We start from the raw sequence: 18739 nt of genomic DNA on the forward strand, positions 1-18739 counted from the left end.
TCCAGATATTTAAAAATCATGCAAGAATGGCATTGTTGTTCAAATGACTATGCATATATTTATTTGTTTTTTGCAGCTTTAAGTGCATATGTTTGTTTTGTATACCTATCAAATATATCATTTAAAAATCAAAATTTTACTATCATATTAATAGCTTTATCAGCAGCAGTAGTGACTTTTATTTTCTGGAAACTCTATAAAACTCAAAGAAAAAACATTAAACAGGTTTATTTCACATTAAAAGCAATATATATAGAAGAACAAAAAATAGATATATCTTATCTTGAATCAATTACACTTATTAATTATAAATACCCTTCTCACAAAGGATCTATATTTAAATTCTGCATAAAATTTACAGAAAACCCAATAATTAAAGAAGATATATATTTTTACATGGCATTTGGAAAGTCATTACTAAGGAGGTATAAGCATTATAACTTTGAAGACCGTTTTATCACTATTCTAGAAACTTTAGCAAAAGAAAGAAGAGAGCAACTAAAAGATTCCGGTAAAACAAACTAATATTTCTGAATAATAGGTTATTCATGCTAGTAGAATCTGAATAAGGAAAATAATATCCCCCAACATATTTTTAACTTAAAAACCAAGCCATAATACTCATAATACTAATTTACCCATTACATCAAACCACATAAAAACCGATTCTGTGCATATTAAATAACGAAGAATTCCGGAATATGTAACGTTGATATAGCTTTTCACATTATCAGTAAAATAATAAATCTTACTTTAATTAAAGTAACCCTATTCTCATTTAAATCAGCTTTATATATATATATATATATACTTTTTCTAAAACTACACTGATTATACAAATTTACAAATTTACCAGACAAAAACAGTTAATTTTTGTTAAATTAATATTATCTTCTGAATACAAATAGTATTGTTATTAATGATATTGCGAAGGCTACAAAAATGAAGTTAGTTTTAAACCACAGCTAATTTTATAGAACTATATACAGAGAATTTATGAATGATCAATCACAAAATTTAGAATTCTTACAAAAATGGCAATGTGAATCTAAAAAAGTTACATCTAATAAATTTTTTATGCACATTAATTATTTCATATATTTTGTTTATTTTTGTGCTTATTTGATTCCTTTCATCTATGGGCAATACTTTTTGTCATCAATACTTCTATTCTTAGTAATACCTGCAATTATTAAATTCAAAAAAACTGACGAATTAATTAAAAAGGTTCTTTTCACACCAGAAGCAATCTATATTGAAAATGAAAAAATAGATATATCCTATCTGGAATCTATTACATTTGTTCAACATATAATCAAAGCTAACGCATTACTTCTTAGCGAAAGCTATCCTGATAATATCAAAGCTTTTGAATTCGTTATGACATTTAATGAAAACTCAAATATAAAAGAAGATATACATTTTTATCTACAATTTAGTAATGAAAATATAGAAAATATCGCTGATTACGACTATCAAAACAACTTTATCAACATTCTGAAATTTTTTGCAAAAGAAAAAAGAGAATCATTAAAGTGTGTAAGCACAGCAATATAACCACCAATATTCTGAGCAGATAACCTAAAATACAATCACATATCAATTTATTAAATATCTTTATCCAAACCTGATGTCTGGTTTTCAAAAACTGTTTTTTCCAGAACAAAGCACTTGCAGAAATAAAACCGGAAAAGTGTTAAAATAGCTGGCTTCATACATAAAACCTGTCAAGAGCCTAGCATGAATCAGGATAAAATATTAATTCTCGATTTTGGTTCACAAGTAACCCAGCTTATCGCCCGGCGCGTACGTGAAGCTCATGTTTATTGTGAATTACATTCATTTGACATGCCTATTGAAGATATTAAGGCATTCGCCCCTAAAGGCATTATCCTGTCCGGTGGTCCCAATTCAGTTTATGAATCAGACTATCAGGCTAACCCGGAAATACTCAATCTCGGTATACCCATTCTTGGCATTTGTTATGGCATGCAATGGCTGGCACATACCATGGGCGGCGAAGTCAGCGGTGGCGATCAGCGCGAATTCGGCTATGCTCAGGTACATACAGAAGACAGCCAGTTTACCAATGGCATTTTTGATAACCAGCCTAACACACTGGATGTGTGGATGAGCCATGGCGATAAAGTAAGCAAACTGCCAGAAGGATTTAAAAGTATCGGACATACACCAAGCTGTCCGTATGCCATCATTGAAAACCCGCACAAGCACTTTTACGGTGTTCAGTTTCATCCTGAAGTTACCCATACCAAACAGGGACGTGAACTAATCAACCGCTTTGTACTTGATATCTGTCAGGCCAAACCTAGCTGGACTATGCCTAACTATATCGAAGAAGCCATTATCAAAATTCGCGAACAGGTTGGTTCCGATGAAGTTATTCTTGGCCTTTCCGGCGGAGTAGACTCATCAGTAGCTGCGGCACTGATTCATCGCGCCATTGGCGACCAGCTCACCTGTGTATTTGTAGATCATGGCCTGTTACGTTATCAAGAAGCGCAAATGGTCATGGATATGTTCGGCAAAAACCTTGGCGTCAATGTGATTCACGTTGATGCCTCTGCCGATTTTCTAGCCAAACTTGCCGGTGAAACCGATCCTGAACGTAAACGTAAAATCATCGGAGCCGAATTTGTCGAAGTCTTTCAGCAAGAAGCCGGCAAACGCCAAAATGCAAAATGGCTGGCACAAGGTACCATCTACCCTGATGTAATCGAAAGCGCCGGTGCTAAAACCAAAAAAGCACATGCTATTAAAAGCCACCATAATGTAGGCGGCCTGCCTGAAACACTTAATCTGCAATTGCTGGAACCACTGCGCGATTTGTTCAAAGATGAAGTACGCGAACTGGGTGTTGCGCTGGGATTACCACGTGATATGGTTTACCGTCACCCCTTCCCCGGTCCGGGTCTGGGTGTGCGAATTCTGGGTGAGGTAAAACGCGAATACGCCGATTTACTGCGCCGTGCTGACCATATATTCATTGAAGAGTTGCGTAATACCTGCGACGAAGACGGTGTATCCTGGTATGATAAAACCAGCCAGGCTTTTGCTGTATTCCTGCCGGTAAAATCTGTAGGTGTAATGGGAGACGGTCGCACCTATGAATACGTAGTAGCCCTGCGAGCAGTAATTACCAGCGATTTCATGACAGCACACTGGGCCCACCTCCCTTACGACCTGCTCGGCCGCGTTTCCAATCGCATCATCAACGAAGTCCGCGGCATTAACCGTGTTGTTTATGATGTCAGCGGTAAACCGCCAGCCACTATTGAGTGGGAATAGAAATTTAGTTTTTATTAACTCCTAATATTCTTTCTTAAAACCAGTTATATCGATTAGATTAGCTGGTTTTTCTATTTATTAAAGCTTGGTAATATCCACTACTATTTTTTATCGTAAATTAAACGGTAAAAAACTTAATATGTTCAGAAAATGCCAATATTGTTATTTCTGTGCCTTTGTTGAAGTGAAAAATTTGGATAATACCTTCTTCTTACCGATTCTTCTTTTATCAGTAGTTATATCTATAAGCAGTTCAAGATAGGTCAACGAGCTGTTGCATGGTTAGAGAGTGATATTGATGCTTGGATTGATAGGCATTTGGCTAAGAAGGAGAAAAATAAATAGCGATCTATCAGATATAACTTAAAAATAGCGCTGCAGGTTGTAGCACTATTTTATACGTATAAATAATCTTTCAATTTAAAAATGTTCGTTTGATACAAAGTCCTAGTGTAAAATTCGCATCATCAGATACAACGATAAGGACTGTTATGATCCGTTGCCATCTTGCTCGACTCATGGGCGAACACAAAATGTGGATAGCCGATGCGGTTAGGGAAACGGCTTTAGTTGCAACACCATAACTTTACTTTACAGGGAGATTGTCCAGAAGGTTGACCTGAATACATTGGACAGGCTTTGCTTGTTTTTTGACTGTGGCATAAACGATTTGCTACAAAAGGTTCCAACATCGCAGAATCGTACAGAGAAAAATTAATGACACTGATTAACCTAAAAGATCTCGAGGCCCATCTCTGGCATGCAGCCCACATCATCACTGGGCCTATCGATGCATCAGATTATAAAACTTATATTTTCCCAATTTTGTTTTTCAAACGTATTTGCGACGTGTATGACGAAGAGTTTGTCGATGCGATGGAGAGCGTTGGGGATGAAGAACTTGCCAAAGGCAAGATGTTCCACCGTATTCAAATACCTGAAAACTGTCATTGGCGTGACGTTTTTGCCAAGCCTAAAGATGTAGGCCAAGCCTTAAAAGACTCATTTCGCGGCATAGAACTAGCAAATCCCAAATTGCATGGCATTTTTGGCGATGCCAGTTGGACCAATAAAGAACGTCTTTCTGACGAATTGCTGGCTACGCTGCTTAATCATTTCAATAAAGTAAATCTCGGTGTTGCCAGTGTCCGTGATGATAATATGGGACGAGCATATGAGTACCTGATCAAACGATTTGCTGACAAAGCTAACAAGAAAGCTGGTGAGTTCTACACTCCACGTACTATCGTTCGTTTAATGGTCAATATACTCGATCCAAAAGCCGGTGAGAGCGTTTATGATCCTGCTTGCGGTACCGGCGGTATGCTGCTCGAAACCATTCACCATGTGAAAGAAAGCGGCGGCGACCCGCGCCTGCTAAAAATCAAAGGTCAGGAAAAAAACCTAACCACCGAAGCTATTGCGCGTATGAACCTTTTTCTACACGGGCAGGAAGATTTCGATATTGTACGGGGAGACACTCTACGTGAGCCTAAGTTTCTGCAAAATGATCGTTTAGAAACTTTTGATTGTGTTATCGCTAACCCACCGTTTAGTTTAAAAGAATGGGGTTATGACTTGTGGTCAAATGATCCCTATGGGCGTAAGCAGTATGGTCTGGCTCCTAAAACTAATGGTGACTTTGCTTGGGTGCAGCATATGTTTGCCTCACTCAACGATACAGGCCGTATGGCAGTAGTCTTGCCCCATGGCGTACTGTTTCGTGGAGGTGCTGAAGGCGCAATTCGTACTAAATTACTGCAAGAAAACTGCATTGAAGCCATTATTGGCGTTGCTCCAAACCTTTTCTATGGCACGGGGATTCCTGCGTGTATTCTGGTGTTACGTAAATCACGGCCGGCGTCACACAAAAATCATGTACTCATCATTAATGCTGAAGAAATCTATACCAAAGGCCGGGCTCAGAATACCTTGTCCAACGCTCAGGCCGATGAAATCTACCGCATCTATCAGAGCCAGAAACAACAAGGGCCGGTAGCACAAGAAATTGAAGGCGTTGCACGTTGGGTACCCTTAAACGAAATTGAAGAAAATGACTTCAATCTTAATATCGCTCGTTATGTGCAAAAGCCACTCGAAGAAGAAACCATCGCAGTAGAAGATGCACTCAAAGATTTCCAGAAAAAACTAGCTGCCCTGGAAAAAACGGAAGAAGAGTTAGAAGCCCTGTTAGTCAAAGAAGGGTTTGAGATATGAATATAATGAATAAGAAAAAGCTGGAAGATTTGCTCTGGGGGGCGGCTGAGTTCTTGCGGGGACAAATCGATGCCTCAGACTACAAACAGTATGTTTTTCCACTGCTTTTTTACAAACGCCTGTCAGATGTCTATCTGGAAGAATATAATGAAACACTGGAACTTCATGAAGGCGACGTCGAATACGCTGCCATGCCCATGTTCCACCGCTTTGATATACCTATAGAAGCGAGCTGGGAGAAGGTACGCAATACTAGCAAAAATATTGGTGAAGCTATTCAGAATGCACTGCGTTTAATTGAAGCTAATAATCCGCGCTTGCATGGCGTTTTTGGTGATGCCCAGTGGACCAATAAAGAACGCCTGCCCGATCATCTGTTAACAGATCTTATCGAACACTTCAGCAAAATTCCGCTTGGTATTAAATCTGTCGCTCAAGATGATCTTGGTGAAGCTTACGAATACCTGATTAAGAAATTTGCTGACGATTCCGGTCATACAGCAGCAGAATTCTATACCAACCGTACTGTAGTCCATTTGATGACACGCATCATGGGCTTAAAGCCCGGTGAAACCGCTTACGATCCTACCTGTGGCACTGGCGGCATGTTGCTTAATGCGGTGATGGATTTACGTTCCCAAGGCAAAGAGTGGCGGTCGGTACATCTTTACGGGCAGGAAGTTAATCTACTTACCTCCGCTATTGCCCGTATGAATATGTTCTTGCACGATATCGAAGAGTTTGATGTTCTGCGTGGTGATACCCTAGCAGAGCCTAAATTTATTGAAAACGATCGGCTCAAGCAGTTTGATGTGATTTTTGCCAATCCGCCGTACTCCATTAAAAAATGGAACCGCGACAAGTTTGCAGCCGATCCCTACGGCCGTAATCTCTATGGTGTTCCGCCGCAAGGCTGTGCCGACTATGCGTTTTATACTCATATCATCAAAAGTCTCAAACCTGATACTGGCCGTGCCGCTATGCTCTGGCCACATGGAGTGCTGTTTCGAGATTCTGAGCAAACTATTCGTAAACAGATAATTGAGTCAGACATCATCGAAGCAGTGATTGGGTTGGGACCAAATCTGTTTTACAACTCATCAATGGAATCTTGCGTGGTAGTGCTCAATTGCAATAAGTCCGTCGAGCGCAAAAATAAGGTGTTATTTATCAATGGAGTCGAACATGTCACCCGTGAACGCGCTCATAGCCGTTTATCCAATAAGGATTTAGCATCGTTATGCGAAGCATATTTTGCACCTGAAAAGCGAAGCGACATGACTGCGTTGGTGGATATCGAAACTATTAAAGAGAATCTTAATAACCTGTCGATTCCGCTATATGTGCAAGCACAGGGTAACGGCGAAGTACACGATATTGAACATGCCATTGAGGCGTGGAAAGTCAGCCGTATCCAATTAAAAAAACAGACTAATAAATTATTCAAAAGCCTCGCGCAACTAGGTTATGAGGTAGAAAAAAATGACTGATAAACAAGTTGTTAAATTTGGTGATATTGCTGAGCAAGTGATAGAAAGAGTTACCCCTCAAAAAGGGGATGAAAAGAGCTTCATTGGGTTACAGCACTTAGAGTCAGAGAGTTTGAACATAAATGAGTGGGGGGATGATGTAGAGTTATCTACCCAAGCATTCAAAGTAAATAAAGGTGATATTATTTTTGCTAGAAGAAATACCTATTTAAAGAGAGTAGCAATTTCTCCAATTAATGGCATTTGTTCTGCTGATGCAATGGTTATCCGACCGTTAGGACGTTTTATTGAACCTGCTTTTCTTCCCTTTTTTATGCAGACAAATACTTTTATGGATAGAGCAATTAGCATTTCAGCTGGCTCTTTATCCTCTAGAGTAAAATGGAAGGCTCTATCTGAACAAGAATTCTGTATTCCATCAAAAAAAGAACAACAATATTTCATTGATGTTAGTAATCGACTCTTGAGTGGAGAATTAGCATTAAACTCTGCTATTAATTCAGCAAAAAAACTATATAACCTAGTTGCAAGCAGACAAATTTTAGGTGGAAATAATTATAGAAGCTTTTTTGGAAAAGAGGAACAAATTATTCCAAAAGGATGGAGATTTGTTAATCTTGGTGACGTATTAACACGGGTTCAATACGGAACTTCTAAAGCGCTTCATGATACTGGAGAAATCCCTGTTCTTAGAATGATGAATATTGAAGATGGGCGAGTTACTAATTCTGAATTAAGGTACTCAAAACTCAGTATAAATGAATTTGAATCAATAAAATTGTACAAAGGCGATATTCTATTTAATAGAACAAATAGTATTGATTTAGTTGGTAAAACTGGAATTTTTATGTTGGAAGGCGACTATGCCTTTGCATCTTATATGCTAAGGCTTAATGTAAATACAGATCTAGTAACACCAGAATTTGTAAACAGTTATTTGAATCTTCCATTAGTTCAATATCGACTTAAAGCCTATGCTACACCAGGCGTTAGTCAGGCTAATATTAACCCTAAGAGTTTAAAATCACTACCTTTTTTGTTGCCACCTTTAGATCAAATTAAAGAGACAGATGCGCTTTTAAGAACAATAAATGGAAGTTTTCACTCTTTGACTGTAGCTAACGCTCAGCATAAGACTATTCAAAGGACTTTGCGTGAAACAATATTAGGAAGCTAGGCTATGTTTAACGAACAAACCGTCACAGAAAATGGAATTATCGACCGCTTAAAAGGGCTAAGCGGAACCAAGTGGAGTTACTGCCACGGCGAGAACCTGCCTAAGCAAGCGCGAGATATCTTTGTCGATGAATGGCTAAAAGACGCTTTGTGTTCGTTAAATCCCGATATCGCCAAGCAGCCGGATTATGCTGATGAAGTAATTTATAAATTGCGTGGCGTGGTGTTAGAAGCCCGCCATACTGGTTTAGTAAAGGCCAACGAAAACTTCCATGAATGGCTATTGGCTGAGAAAACTTTGCCTTTTGGCGAGAACGGCGACCATATCACCATTAATCTGATTGATTTTGATAATATAGAGAACAATCATTTTGTAGTGTCGCAACAGGTGCATTATATCGCAGCCACCGAAGTCTATTTTGATATTGTGCTGTATGTGAACGGCATACCTTTAGTAATAGGCGAAGTTAAAACTGCGACGCGCCCCAGCGTGTCATGGCAAGATGGTGCTGCCGATTTTATGGGCGGCAAAAAGTATTACTGGAAAAATGTAGAATCATTTTTTGTTCCTAACTTGCTGTGTTTTGCCAGTGAAGGAAAAACCTTTGCATATGGTGCAATTAATGCCCGCGTTAAAGATTGGGGGCCTTGGCACAATACTGAGCTTCGTGATGAGATTCTGCCGGGATTGGCATCGGTACTTAACAGCTGCGAGGGTCTGTTAAATCCGCAGACTTTATTACAATTACTGGAATCCTTCGCGCTATTTTCAACTGTCAAAACCGGTAAAAATACCCCACCTAAATGTATTAAGCTTCTGCCACGTTATCCGCAATTTGAAGCAGCGAAACAGATTGTTGAGCGAGTTCGCAAAGGCTACCCGAAAAAAGGCCTAATTTGGCATTTTCAGGGATCCGGTAAGTCATTGCTGATGCTCTATGCAGCTAAAATGTTGCGTGCTGACAATGCGTTAAAAAATCCAACCGTATTGGTTGTGGTTGACCGGCGAGACTTAGACAGCCAGATCAGCGAAACTTTTGGTGGTGCCGATGTTAAAAACCTAGTCAAAGTGCAAAGCTGCAAAAAGCTAGGTGAGTATATCGAACAAGATAGCCGAGGCATTTTAATTACTACTATCTTTAAGTTTAAAGATGTCGAGATTGACGATAGCAACCCTAATGGCTTGAACAGCCGAGATAACATTATTGTACTTGTAGACGAAGCACACCGCACCCAGGAAGGTGGTTTAGGCGAGAAAATGCGTTGGGCATTACCTAATGCCCACTTCTATGGTTTAACCGGCACACCCATATCAGGCATCGATCGCAATACTTTCAAATTGTTCGGCGCCGACGAAGATCCCGGTCGCTATATGAACCGTTACAGTTATAAGCAATCAATTCGTGATGGCTCCACCAATCCGGTTAAGTTTGAACCGCGCCTTGCTGAACTGCGGGTGGATCGTGATGCTATCAATGACGAGTTCGAGCAACTGGTTAAAGAAAACGACTTAGACGATGAAGAAAAAGCGGCATTATCTAACCGTGCTGGTAAGTTGGCTTTAATGTTGAAAGCCCCCAAGCGCATGGCGGCCATTAGCAGCGATATTGTCAAACACTTTACCAGCCACGTAAAGCCAAAAAAAATGAAAGGTATGGTAGTGGTATATGATCGCGAAGCTTGTGTGCAAATGTACTACTTGCTCGGTGAAAAGCTTGGCTTTAATGCAGTTGAAGTGGTTATGAACGTTGATCAATCCCCTATAAAAGCCAAAGCGGGCGATAAAAAAGACAAGGTCAACAACGATTGGCGTAAGTGGCACGATGAGTTAAAGCTACCCATCAAACAAGAGGATTTCGAGCGCTGGCAGAATATTGATGCGGAAAGCCAAGTACAAAAAGAACTGATCGAATGCTACAAAGATCCAAAACATCCTTTACAGCTCATCATCGTTACTGCCAAATTGTTAACTGGTTTCGATGCCCCTATCTGTTATTGCATGTATTTGGATAAACCTTTACGCGATCACACTCTTTTACAGGCCATGTGTCGGACTAACCGATTGTACGAAACCGATGATACTCGCAAAGATATGGGGTTAATTATCGACTACCTCGGCGTATTTGAAAATCTGCGTACCGCATTGGCTTATAAGCCGGAAGAAATTGATGGTGTCGTAGAGGGTATCGAGGCCTTTAAAAAATTATTACCGGCACAACTGGATAAATGTTTGTCCTTCTTCCCCAATGTGGACCGCACCTTAGAGGGTTTCGAAGGCATTATGGCTGCGCAAGAGTGCTTACCGACTAACAAAAAACGCGATGAATTCGCCGCTTGTTTTGGGGTGTTATCTAAGTTATGGTCGGCTATTAGCCCCGATCCTTTTTTAAGCCCGTATCGTCAAAACTATAAGTGGTTAGCGCAAATTTACGAGTCAGTGCGTCCAGTAGGCCAGACGGGGGCGCTTATTTGGGCTGCTTTAGGCCCCGAAACTATCAAGATGATCCATGAGCATACTGATATTAATCGAATTCGCGATGATATCGACGAGTTGATCATGGATGAACACGCCATTTTTACCCTGACAGAAAAAGAGCAAGAGCAACGTGCTAAAAGATTGGAAATTGATCTTATGGGCCGCTTGCGGGGCAGTCATGAGCCTAAATTTGTGGAGTTAGGCGAGCGACTGGAAAAACTTCGCCAGGACTATGAGGCCGGTGTTATTAAAGCCATTGAGTGGTTAAAGGGCTTGTTGGATGCTGCGAAGGACACAGTGCAAGCAGAGCGCGAAACTGGTGAACACCCAGTCACAGAAGCAGATAACAGGCAGGCCTTAACCAAGCTTTTTCTGGAAACCCGTCCAGAGTCTACGCCTAAGTTAATCGGCGATGTGGTTGAACAAATCGACAAAATCGTCAAAGCCACCCGCTTTGATGGCTGGCAGAACTCCAATAGCGGCCCGCGTGAAATCCAAAAGGCGTTATTGCTGACTCTGGCCCAATTTGGATTGGGTAAAGATAAGGAACTATTCCAAAAGGCTTACGGGTATATAGAGGAGCATTATTGAGTTTTACTTAATTGACTGGCCGCGTTGTATCGATACTTGGGCAGGTCAAGAGTGACTACTACCATGGATAATTATACCTATAGCGTTAGCAATGCCCATTTATGGCGTAGAGCCGACTTTCTGATCTGATTACATCTTGAATAACAAAGATGTTAGATCAAGTACGAGACAATACACATAGTTATTGTGTATTGTTAATCATTTTTTCAACTGCTTTAGGTGTAATTTCCATAATCTTAGCAATTGTTTTTAAATCGACACCCTTATCAAGCAGTGCATTGGCAAGGGCCTTTGCTTGTATTTGAGCCAGTTTCTCAGCTTCCTTAGCTAATTTAGCTTTTTCTTGGGCAGATTTTGTTTTATCTCTCTCCAAAGCTAGTTTTTCTCTAGCAATCTTCTTTTCTTCTTTCCTAATCTGCTCAACCACCTGATAAGTCGGGATATAGGTAAGACTTTTCTCTAAATCATCCATAATGCCCATGCTTCTGAAACTTTCATAGGCTTCTGTGCTGATTATAAGATGATCAACGAGTGCAATATTAAGTATACGGCCTACCTGGATAAGACGGTCAGTGATATCTAAGTCTGCTTTGGAAGGAACAAGACGCCCTGAAGGATGGTTGTGAATAGCAATAACACGTGTCGCATTTTTCATCACGGCAACACGATATACATTCATAGGCTCTATATTAACGGCCTTTACTGAACCTAAGGCAATTAACTCGATATAGAGGATATACCCTGCTTCGTTCATGCCAATAATCCAGAAATGCTCTTTTTCTTTGTCTATCTTATTTTCACGAAGAAGTACGCGTTGCATGATGCTGAATACATCATCTGAACCTTCTATATAACGCTTATCGTTTTTGCCAAGTTTAATATCCATACATCGTTTATAGTTAAGAGCATTAACCTAAAATATAACATAGTTTACTCAATATTATAAGTAAACAGCATTAACTAAACCAATGATATGTTGTTTATATTTTTACTATAAATTGATTAATTAGAAATATTTTATATAAATAAAATACTACCTGATTTGTAACCAACTTAAAGAAATTCATGTCTTAAAAGGCATAAATTATAGCTATAATCTTTGAATGTCTATTCAGCTTGAGAAAGGTAATACAGAGCTTAAAGTATTTTGACTAAAATTTTTCGAACAATTAGCAATAGCAGAATTATATCCAGTATGTCGGTACCAGAATTATTGGGAAAATTTTAGTTTTTATCGATTTCTAAAATTTCTTTATTGAAACCATTTATATTAACAAATTAACTGTTTTTATTTATTAAAAAATTTATTAAAAGTTATTTTTAATAATTTAAAACTGACAGAAAATAAAATTGAATTAGAAAAGCTGGATTTTGCCAGCTCAGTCTATTTATGAATTCATGAAGCTTTTTTAAACAGGATACCAGAAGCATCCTGTCCAAATAGGTTTTACTATTTATGTTGATTGTTTAGATAGTGCGCTAAGTACTTCTCTGAAACTATTTAAACCGGCCTCCAAATTTTCGATAATTTCTTCTGCGATTACATCTGGTTCTGGTAAATTATCAAGGTCGGTTAAGCTTTTATCTTTCAACCAGAAAATATCCAGACTAGTTTTGTCTCGTGTAAGCAATTCCTCAACATTGTATTTACGCCAGCGACCTTCTGGATTATTTTCAGGATGCCAAGTTTCTTTGCGCTTGGCAGGGTTTTTCGGGTTGTAACATTCGATAAAGTCGGCCAGATCGTCAAAACGCATTGGTTTTTTCTTCAGGGTGTGATGAATGTTGGTACGGTAATCATAAAACCACACTTCTTTTGTCCATGCCTCTGGGCTGGCGGGCTGGTTATCAAAAAATAAAACGTTCGCTTTAACCTCTTGTGCATAAAATATGCCTGTGGGTAAGCGCAGAATGGTATGCAGAGTGGTGTTTTCTAGTAGCTTTTTGCGAATTGTTTCGCCTGCACCCCCTTCAAACAGCACGTTATCCGGTACCACTACGGCGGCCTTACCGGTGGTTTTCAGCATGCTGCGAATATGCTGAACAAAGTTAAGCTGCTTATTGGAAGTCGTAGCCCAGAAGTCTTGCCGGTTATAAGTGAGTTCATCCGTCTCCTGCTCTCCTTCTTCGTTAGTAAAGCTCATTGAGCTTTTTTTACCAAAGGGTGGATTGGCAAGCACATAGTCTACACTAACAGGGTTGGCTGCTATTAGCGCGTCATTAGGAGAAATCAGTGTATCGCCATCGATTTCACCAATGTTATGCAGGAACATATTCATCAAACACAAGCGACGGGTATTGGCAACGATTTCATTACCGTAAAATGTGCGGTGCTTTAGAAATTGCTTTTGCTTTTTGTCGAGAGCGGTATTTTCTGGATTTGTTAGAAAGTCATAAGCAGCGAGAAAAAATCCACCTGTACCACAGGCAGGGTCAGCAATAGTTTTTTCCGGCTCTGGTCGAATGCACTCAACCATCGCGCGGATTAATGCCCTCGGTGTAAAATACTGTCCTGCACCAGACTTGGTATCTTCAGCGTTCTTTTCTAGTAACCCTTCATAGATGTCACCCTTAACATCTGCCCCCATCATGATCCACTGGGTACTGTCGATCATATCGATCAGACGGTATAACTTGGCCGGGTCTTGAATCTTGTTTTGTGCTTTGGTAAAAATCTGGCCGAGCATCCCTTTCTGCTTACCTAATTCACGTAGCAATTCCACGTAAATTACTTCAAGCTCTGCACCTTTCTTACTAGTAAGCGCCTGCCAATTGTATTTTTCCGGAATACCCACATCACGAGAGTAAGGTGGTTTGGCGTATTCATCCGCCATCTTAAGAAAGATTAAATAGGTTAGCTGTTCAAGATAGTCGCCATAACCTACACCGTCATCACGCAGAGTGGTGCAGAAACTCCAGACTTTGGAAATGATTGTTGATGTGTTCATAATTATATATTTCTAACTGGATAAATAAAAAGCGCATCAATGTGGCTTTTATATAAAAATTGATTTTTCCTGTCATCTAATGGCTGGACACTGAATGTCTCTTGTTTGATTTTGAGGTTTTCTGAGTGTTGACAAACTCTTTTTCCGCCTGAATACGAGCCAGCAGTTTACTAGCTGGTTCGTCACTTGGATCTTGTCGTACCAATTGACCAGAAAAAGCTTTTTTCAGAATGGATTGACGTAGGGTTTCGGCTTTTGCTAGCTGCTTATCGATTTCAATTTCAGTTGATTTAATCATCGGAAGTATAGAATCCAACAATGATATCAAAACTTCTTGTTCTTGTATTGAAGTCAGAGGAATAATTAGATTTTGCAATTCACTACTATTGATATTATTGACACCACTAGTTGATTTTGCAGCTGACTCTATTTGTTGGCGAATAAGATGACTACTCATGGCTGCCAATAAATATTCTGATTTTATCATTTTTTTATTGGGTCTCAATCTGATTAAGTAGCCAGCAAATATGTGTTTTGTATCCTTTTTTTTGACAAGCCCACAACTGCCAACTAGTGATATGCTCCCATTGGAACGTATAGCTAATATGTCACCAATCATTAAGCGAAGATGGTCGACCTCACCTTTTTCAAAGTTAGCAAACTTCAAATCAGTGTCATCTATTATTCCCGCTGAAATATTAGGAATACGAAGTACACTTTGCTCGCCAGTTTCATAATCACATTTAGCTGATGTACCGTAAACTGGTTCGTCAATTAAGTTTCCCAGTTTGATGTGAAACCAGCCAGATGGTAGGAAAGCAAGCTTTAGATTTGATGTTTCAGACTGCAGAGTAAGTTGAATCAATTTCTTAGGTTTACCCGGTTTTTTCCCCTCTTTACCATTAGCTTCCCACTCTTTTACTGCCGCCTTCCAATCTTCCAGTTGTTCTTGATAGCGGGCTTCGCGTTCCTGTTGGATGCGGGCGAGAAGTTGTTCTGGGGATTCCAGTTTATCTGCATTATCCTCACGCCATTTCGCAGTAAGCTTACCTTCAAAGGCGTGTTTAAGCACAGACTGGCGGTAGACTTTAAGTTGTTCGCGGGCGATTTTTAGCGCAGTAATGCCGTTATCCAGCTCAGAGAACAGTTCTTCGATTTTAGCGACGATACGTTTTTGTTCGTTGAAAGGAGCAATAGGAAATTGATAATTCCAAAGAAGAGCTGGATCCACATGAGGTGTTCCGCTGCCCTTAGCTCTTGTATTGATTTCCTGATATTTAGACAGAAGAAAATAATACGCATACTGGTTATTCATATTAGGGAAATTGATACGGACAAGTGTGCTTCCCAACGCACCATACATTCCTTTTCCGACCAAACCAGAACGTGAACCATCCCAAACCATTAAAAAATCAGATTCATAACAAATTCGACAGCCTTCACCATTAGTCCAAGACTTAATCTTTCCCTCTTCGAAAGCTTCTATATCAATATAAGGAAGATTACACTCGGCATTTTTTTCTATTGCTTGCTTCTTAGGTTTTTTCCCTTTTTCATTTTCAACAAATTCTCCAAGCGTAACGCTTTCCCAAGAGGGTGGTAGCATGCTTTTTAAATGATTTATCACGCCACCAACTCCCGATTTAATTCTTCAATCACCCAGTCCATCCTGTCACCAAATTGCTGATACATGCCCATCAAACCACCTTTGGCATCAAAAGGTGTCATATCTAAATCATCTCGCTCAAAGTGAAAAGAGCTAGCGATATGGTCGCGAATGGCTTGCAACCATTGCATTTGCTGTTCATTAAATTTTTCAGAGTTTCCTGAGTGGTACTTCATAATCCAATCCTGAAAATTTTTTCTTACAGTGCTATTAAAAGGTTTAATTTTACTATCAATACCGCACACCCGGCGAATCAGTGCTACTAAAATAGTGAGTTCCGTAAGCGGATTTTCACCTTGGTAGTTATCCAAATGGGCGTAAGCCTGCCAGATACGCAGTGGTGCCAGCTTAGGGCGATCTTGTTTGAGCTTTTCTAACAGGGATTTAATTTGTGAGTATGTGACCTCAGAACGCCGTTCAGGAGTATGGAAATAGATGGTAAGCGCATCAATTTCGTCTGCATGATCTTTCAAATAATCGGTAAATTCTTGTACTAGTTCCTTGGCGTTTTCGGTTACTTCCCCACCCCAACCAGTTTTAAGTACTGTATCCAAGTCATCATGAACAATAATTTGCTCTTTATCCCGACGGATAGAATCAATTAGCTCTATCAAGTCACCGTTAAACACGTTTGCGACCACACTAACCAGCTGTTGTTGAGCTTGGTTACGGGCATCATCACCAGGATCGGTACCGACAGGTTGGTCAACGATTTCCAAGGCTTTTCGCTCTACACTGTCACCATCAATAGCGTTGAAAAGATCACTCACAATCGTAAGGAGTGTCGTGCCACCGGCTTTTTCAGTAATGCGGGCACGCTCTCTGTCATTAAGTTGTTTGTCTAATCGTGCCAGGCGTCCAGCTAGCGATGAAACAGTATCACTATCACTCGCACCCAACATGACGCTCATCGCTAAGTCTTTAAGCGACACGCTAGGTTTGGTAATCAAAGGTTGGCTTGCAGTTTTAACCGACTTGGTGACGCCAATAGCATCGACAATAACATAGTGTGTTTTAGCACTCTGCGCGGAGGGCGTGACCTTTTGCAAACTGTCTTTATCCAGTGTGCGGGTACCGCGCCCTTTCATTTGTTCAAAGTAGTTTTTGCTTTTTACATCACGCATAAACAGTAGACATTCTAGCGGCTTGACATCAGTACCAGTAGCAATCATATCAACAGTGACTGCAATACGCGGATAATAGTCATTACGGAACTGGGTGAGCACGGATTTGGGATCTTCACCTTTTTCAGTTACTTTGCCTTCAGAGTTGGTTTTGTCATTGGCGGCTCGGTAGGTAACTTTTTTGCAGAACTGATTACTTTCACCGAACTCTTCGCGGACGGTTTGTATAATGTCATCGGCATGACTGTCGGTTTTGGCAAAGATCAGGGTTTTGGGCACTTCTTTACGGCCGGGAAAGATGGTTGGCAGTGATTCTTTGAACGTACGGATAACTGTGCGAATTTGATCTGGGTTTACAATATTGCGGTCGAGCTGCTTCGCCGTATAAATTTCATCCTGATCCTGTTGCTCCCAGCGTTTGTGCCGGGTTGTACGCTCGCGACGCTCCACAAGCTGTTTTGCTTCAATCTTTCCCCCGCGCGTAGTCTTTTCGGTTTCAATAATAAAAATTTCATTACCAACATTAACACCATCGGCCACAGCTTTTTCATGGTTATATTCACTTACGACATTCTTACGGAAAAAACCAAAGGTACGATTGTCTGGTGTAGCGGTTAGTCCAATCAGATAAGCATCAAAATACTCCAGAACCTGCCGCCACAGATTGTAAATAGAGCGGTGGCACTCATCAATGATGATTACATCAAAAAACTCAGGTGGAATTTTTTTATTGTATACCACTGGCAATGGTTTTTTAGGCTTGGTAAATTGGTGCTCTGCTGGGTTTTGTTCCTCAAGAGATTCGTCCAATGGCTCATCTTTTAAAATGGAGTACATACGTTGAATGGTACTAATACAGACTTGAGTATCTTTGGCGATGTATTGATTTTTCAATCTCTGAACATTATAAAGCTCAGTAAATTTGCGGTTATCATCATTCGGCATGAAGCTCATGAACTCTTGTTCTGCTTGTTCTCCAAGATTTTTAGTGTCTACCAGAAATAAAATGCGACTAACACTTATTGGTTCGCGTAACAGGCGATAACAGGCTGTAATCGCGGTAAAAGTTTTTCCAGAACCTGTAGCCATCTGTACCAAAGCGCGAGGTTTATCTTGTTTCAACGATTCTTCCAGATTAGTAATAGCCGTAATCTGGCAATTACGCAAACCTTCTTTTATCAGCGGTGGAAAATCTTGTAAGCGTCCTCGCAGACTTTTAGATTCTTTGCTCCATTTTGCAATAGTTTCCGGACGATGGAAGTTAAACACTTCGCGGGAGCGTGGGCGCGGGTCTAGTCTATCTGTAAAGCGAGTGATGATACCAGTGCTTTCATAAACAAAGCGCAAAGGCTGGCTATTATTAACCCACTTTAAAGTAGAGTTAGCATATTTTTGTGATTGCTCTTCAACTATAGTGATTTTCTCACCCCAAGTTTCAGGTTTAGCTTCAATTACGCCTACTTCTTTCTTGTCAACAAACAATACATAATCAGCAGGTCCTGTATCTGTCGGGAATTCGCGAACTGCAATACCAGTAGAAGCAGAAAAATCGATTTTCTGTTTGTCTTGTACTACCCATCCCGCTTACGCGAGCAATGCATCTATTTGATCACGGGCTTTTTGTTCTGGATTCTGATTGACCATGCTTTCACATCCCTGCTTATTAGTTTGTGCAGCGCACTTTTATCTGAGGATTAACTTCATCGCTTGCTTTTACAATTCCCCAGTATCAAAGTAGAATAGCT

General features: G+C 40.1%; 13 protein-coding genes. 9 read left to right on the top strand and 4 right to left on the bottom strand.

The window, feature by feature from the left end; translation table 11 throughout:
- The first annotated feature begins 18 nt into the window (after nucleotides 1-18).
- The 9 genes from GY065_RS06075 to GY065_RS06115 all read left to right on the top strand — a co-directional run bounded on the left by GY065_RS06075 (nucleotide 19) and on the right by GY065_RS06115 (nucleotide 11256).
- Nucleotides 19-525: a hypothetical protein gene (locus GY065_RS06075; protein WP_174833447.1), complete on the top strand. Its 507-nt coding sequence runs from the start codon at nucleotides 19-21 to the stop codon at nucleotides 523-525.
- A 471-nt stretch (nucleotides 526-996) separates the two neighbouring features.
- Nucleotides 997-1557: a hypothetical protein gene (locus tag GY065_RS06080; protein ID WP_174833448.1), complete on the top strand. Its 561-nt coding sequence runs from the start codon at nucleotides 997-999 to the stop codon at nucleotides 1555-1557.
- 183 nt (nucleotides 1558-1740) lie between these two features.
- Nucleotides 1741-3306 carry a glutamine-hydrolyzing GMP synthase gene (gene guaA, locus GY065_RS06085; protein WP_084551170.1) on the top strand — a complete coding sequence of 522 codons (1566 nt, stop codon included), beginning with the start codon at nucleotides 1741-1743 and terminating at the stop codon, nucleotides 3304-3306.
- A 240-nt stretch (nucleotides 3307-3546) separates the two neighbouring features.
- Nucleotides 3547-3651 carry a helix-turn-helix transcriptional regulator gene (locus GY065_RS13575; protein ID WP_370530644.1) on the top strand — a complete coding sequence of 35 codons (105 nt, stop codon included), beginning with the start codon at nucleotides 3547-3549 and terminating at the stop codon, nucleotides 3649-3651.
- A gap of 256 nt (nucleotides 3652-3907) precedes the next feature.
- Entirely contained in the window at nucleotides 3908-4024 is a 117-nt protein-coding gene (locus tag GY065_RS13580; RefSeq protein ID WP_371731945.1) for a helix-turn-helix domain-containing protein, read from the top strand.
- A complete protein-coding gene (locus tag GY065_RS06100; RefSeq protein ID WP_174833449.1) occupies nucleotides 4024-5523 on the top strand; it encodes a class I SAM-dependent DNA methyltransferase in 1500 nt (499 codons plus the stop codon). The genes GY065_RS13580 and GY065_RS06100 overlap by 1 nt, the downstream gene beginning before the upstream one ends.
- Nucleotides 5520-7013, top strand: coding sequence for a class I SAM-dependent DNA methyltransferase (locus GY065_RS06105; RefSeq protein WP_174833450.1), 1494 nt, complete (start codon nucleotides 5520-5522; stop codon nucleotides 7011-7013). The genes GY065_RS06100 and GY065_RS06105 overlap by 4 nt, the downstream gene beginning before the upstream one ends.
- Nucleotides 7006-8190 (top strand): restriction endonuclease subunit S, encoded by a 1185-nt coding sequence (locus GY065_RS06110; protein ID WP_174833451.1) that lies wholly within the window; start codon nucleotides 7006-7008, stop codon nucleotides 8188-8190. Before GY065_RS06105 ends, GY065_RS06110 begins: the two co-directional genes overlap by 8 nt.
- A gap of 3 nt (nucleotides 8191-8193) precedes the next feature.
- A complete protein-coding gene (locus GY065_RS06115; RefSeq protein WP_174833452.1) occupies nucleotides 8194-11256 on the top strand; it encodes a type I restriction endonuclease subunit R in 3063 nt (1020 codons plus the stop codon).
- A 181-nt stretch (nucleotides 11257-11437) separates the two neighbouring features.
- Here GY065_RS06115 and GY065_RS06120 read toward each other — a convergent pair whose 3' ends face one another.
- The 4 genes from GY065_RS06120 to GY065_RS06135 form a co-directional block, all read right to left on the bottom strand.
- Nucleotides 11438-12142 carry a JAB domain-containing protein gene (locus GY065_RS06120; RefSeq protein ID WP_078474886.1) on the bottom strand — a complete coding sequence of 235 codons (705 nt, stop codon included), beginning with the start codon at nucleotides 12140-12142 and terminating at the stop codon, nucleotides 11438-11440.
- Nucleotides 12143-12710: 568 nt separating this feature from the next.
- Nucleotides 12711-14204, bottom strand: coding sequence for a class I SAM-dependent DNA methyltransferase (locus GY065_RS06125; protein ID WP_174833453.1), 1494 nt, complete (start codon nucleotides 14202-14204; stop codon nucleotides 12711-12713).
- A 76-nt stretch (nucleotides 14205-14280) separates the two neighbouring features.
- Nucleotides 14281-15831: a restriction endonuclease subunit S gene (locus GY065_RS06130; RefSeq protein ID WP_174833454.1), complete on the bottom strand. Its 1551-nt coding sequence runs from the start codon at nucleotides 15829-15831 to the stop codon at nucleotides 14281-14283.
- The gene (locus GY065_RS06135; RefSeq protein WP_202984040.1) at nucleotides 15828-18476 is read right to left on the bottom strand and encodes a DEAD/DEAH box helicase family protein; all 2649 of its coding nucleotides are present in this window, start codon (nucleotides 18474-18476) and stop codon (nucleotides 15828-15830) included. Before GY065_RS06135 ends, GY065_RS06130 begins: the two co-directional genes overlap by 4 nt.
- Between the last annotated feature and the right edge of the window lie 263 nt (nucleotides 18477-18739).

It is taken from the genome of Snodgrassella sp. ESL0323 (assembly GCF_013346865.1).
GTDB classification, from domain to species: Bacteria; Pseudomonadota; Gammaproteobacteria; order Burkholderiales; family Neisseriaceae; genus Snodgrassella; species Snodgrassella alvi.

Coding starts and splice junctions, on each gene's coding strand:
- GY065_RS06075 (WP_174833447.1), top strand. CDS start 19: ATGCAAGAATGGCATTGTTGTTCAAATGACTATGCATATATTTATTTG.
- GY065_RS06080 (WP_174833448.1), top strand. CDS start 997: ATGAATGATCAATCACAAAATTTAGAATTCTTACAAAAATGGCAATGT.
- guaA (WP_084551170.1), top strand. CDS start 1,741: ATGAATCAGGATAAAATATTAATTCTCGATTTTGGTTCACAAGTAACC.
- GY065_RS06100 (WP_174833449.1), top strand. CDS start 4,024: ATGACACTGATTAACCTAAAAGATCTCGAGGCCCATCTCTGGCATGCA.
- GY065_RS06105 (WP_174833450.1), top strand. CDS start 5,520: ATGAATATAATGAATAAGAAAAAGCTGGAAGATTTGCTCTGGGGGGCG.
- GY065_RS06110 (WP_174833451.1), top strand. CDS start 7,006: ATGACTGATAAACAAGTTGTTAAATTTGGTGATATTGCTGAGCAAGTG.
- GY065_RS06115 (WP_174833452.1), top strand. CDS start 8,194: ATGTTTAACGAACAAACCGTCACAGAAAATGGAATTATCGACCGCTTA.
- GY065_RS06120 (WP_078474886.1), bottom strand. CDS start 12,142: ATGGATATTAAACTTGGCAAAAACGATAAGCGTTATATAGAAGGTTCA.
- GY065_RS06125 (WP_174833453.1), bottom strand. CDS start 14,204: ATGAACACATCAACAATCATTTCCAAAGTCTGGAGTTTCTGCACCACT.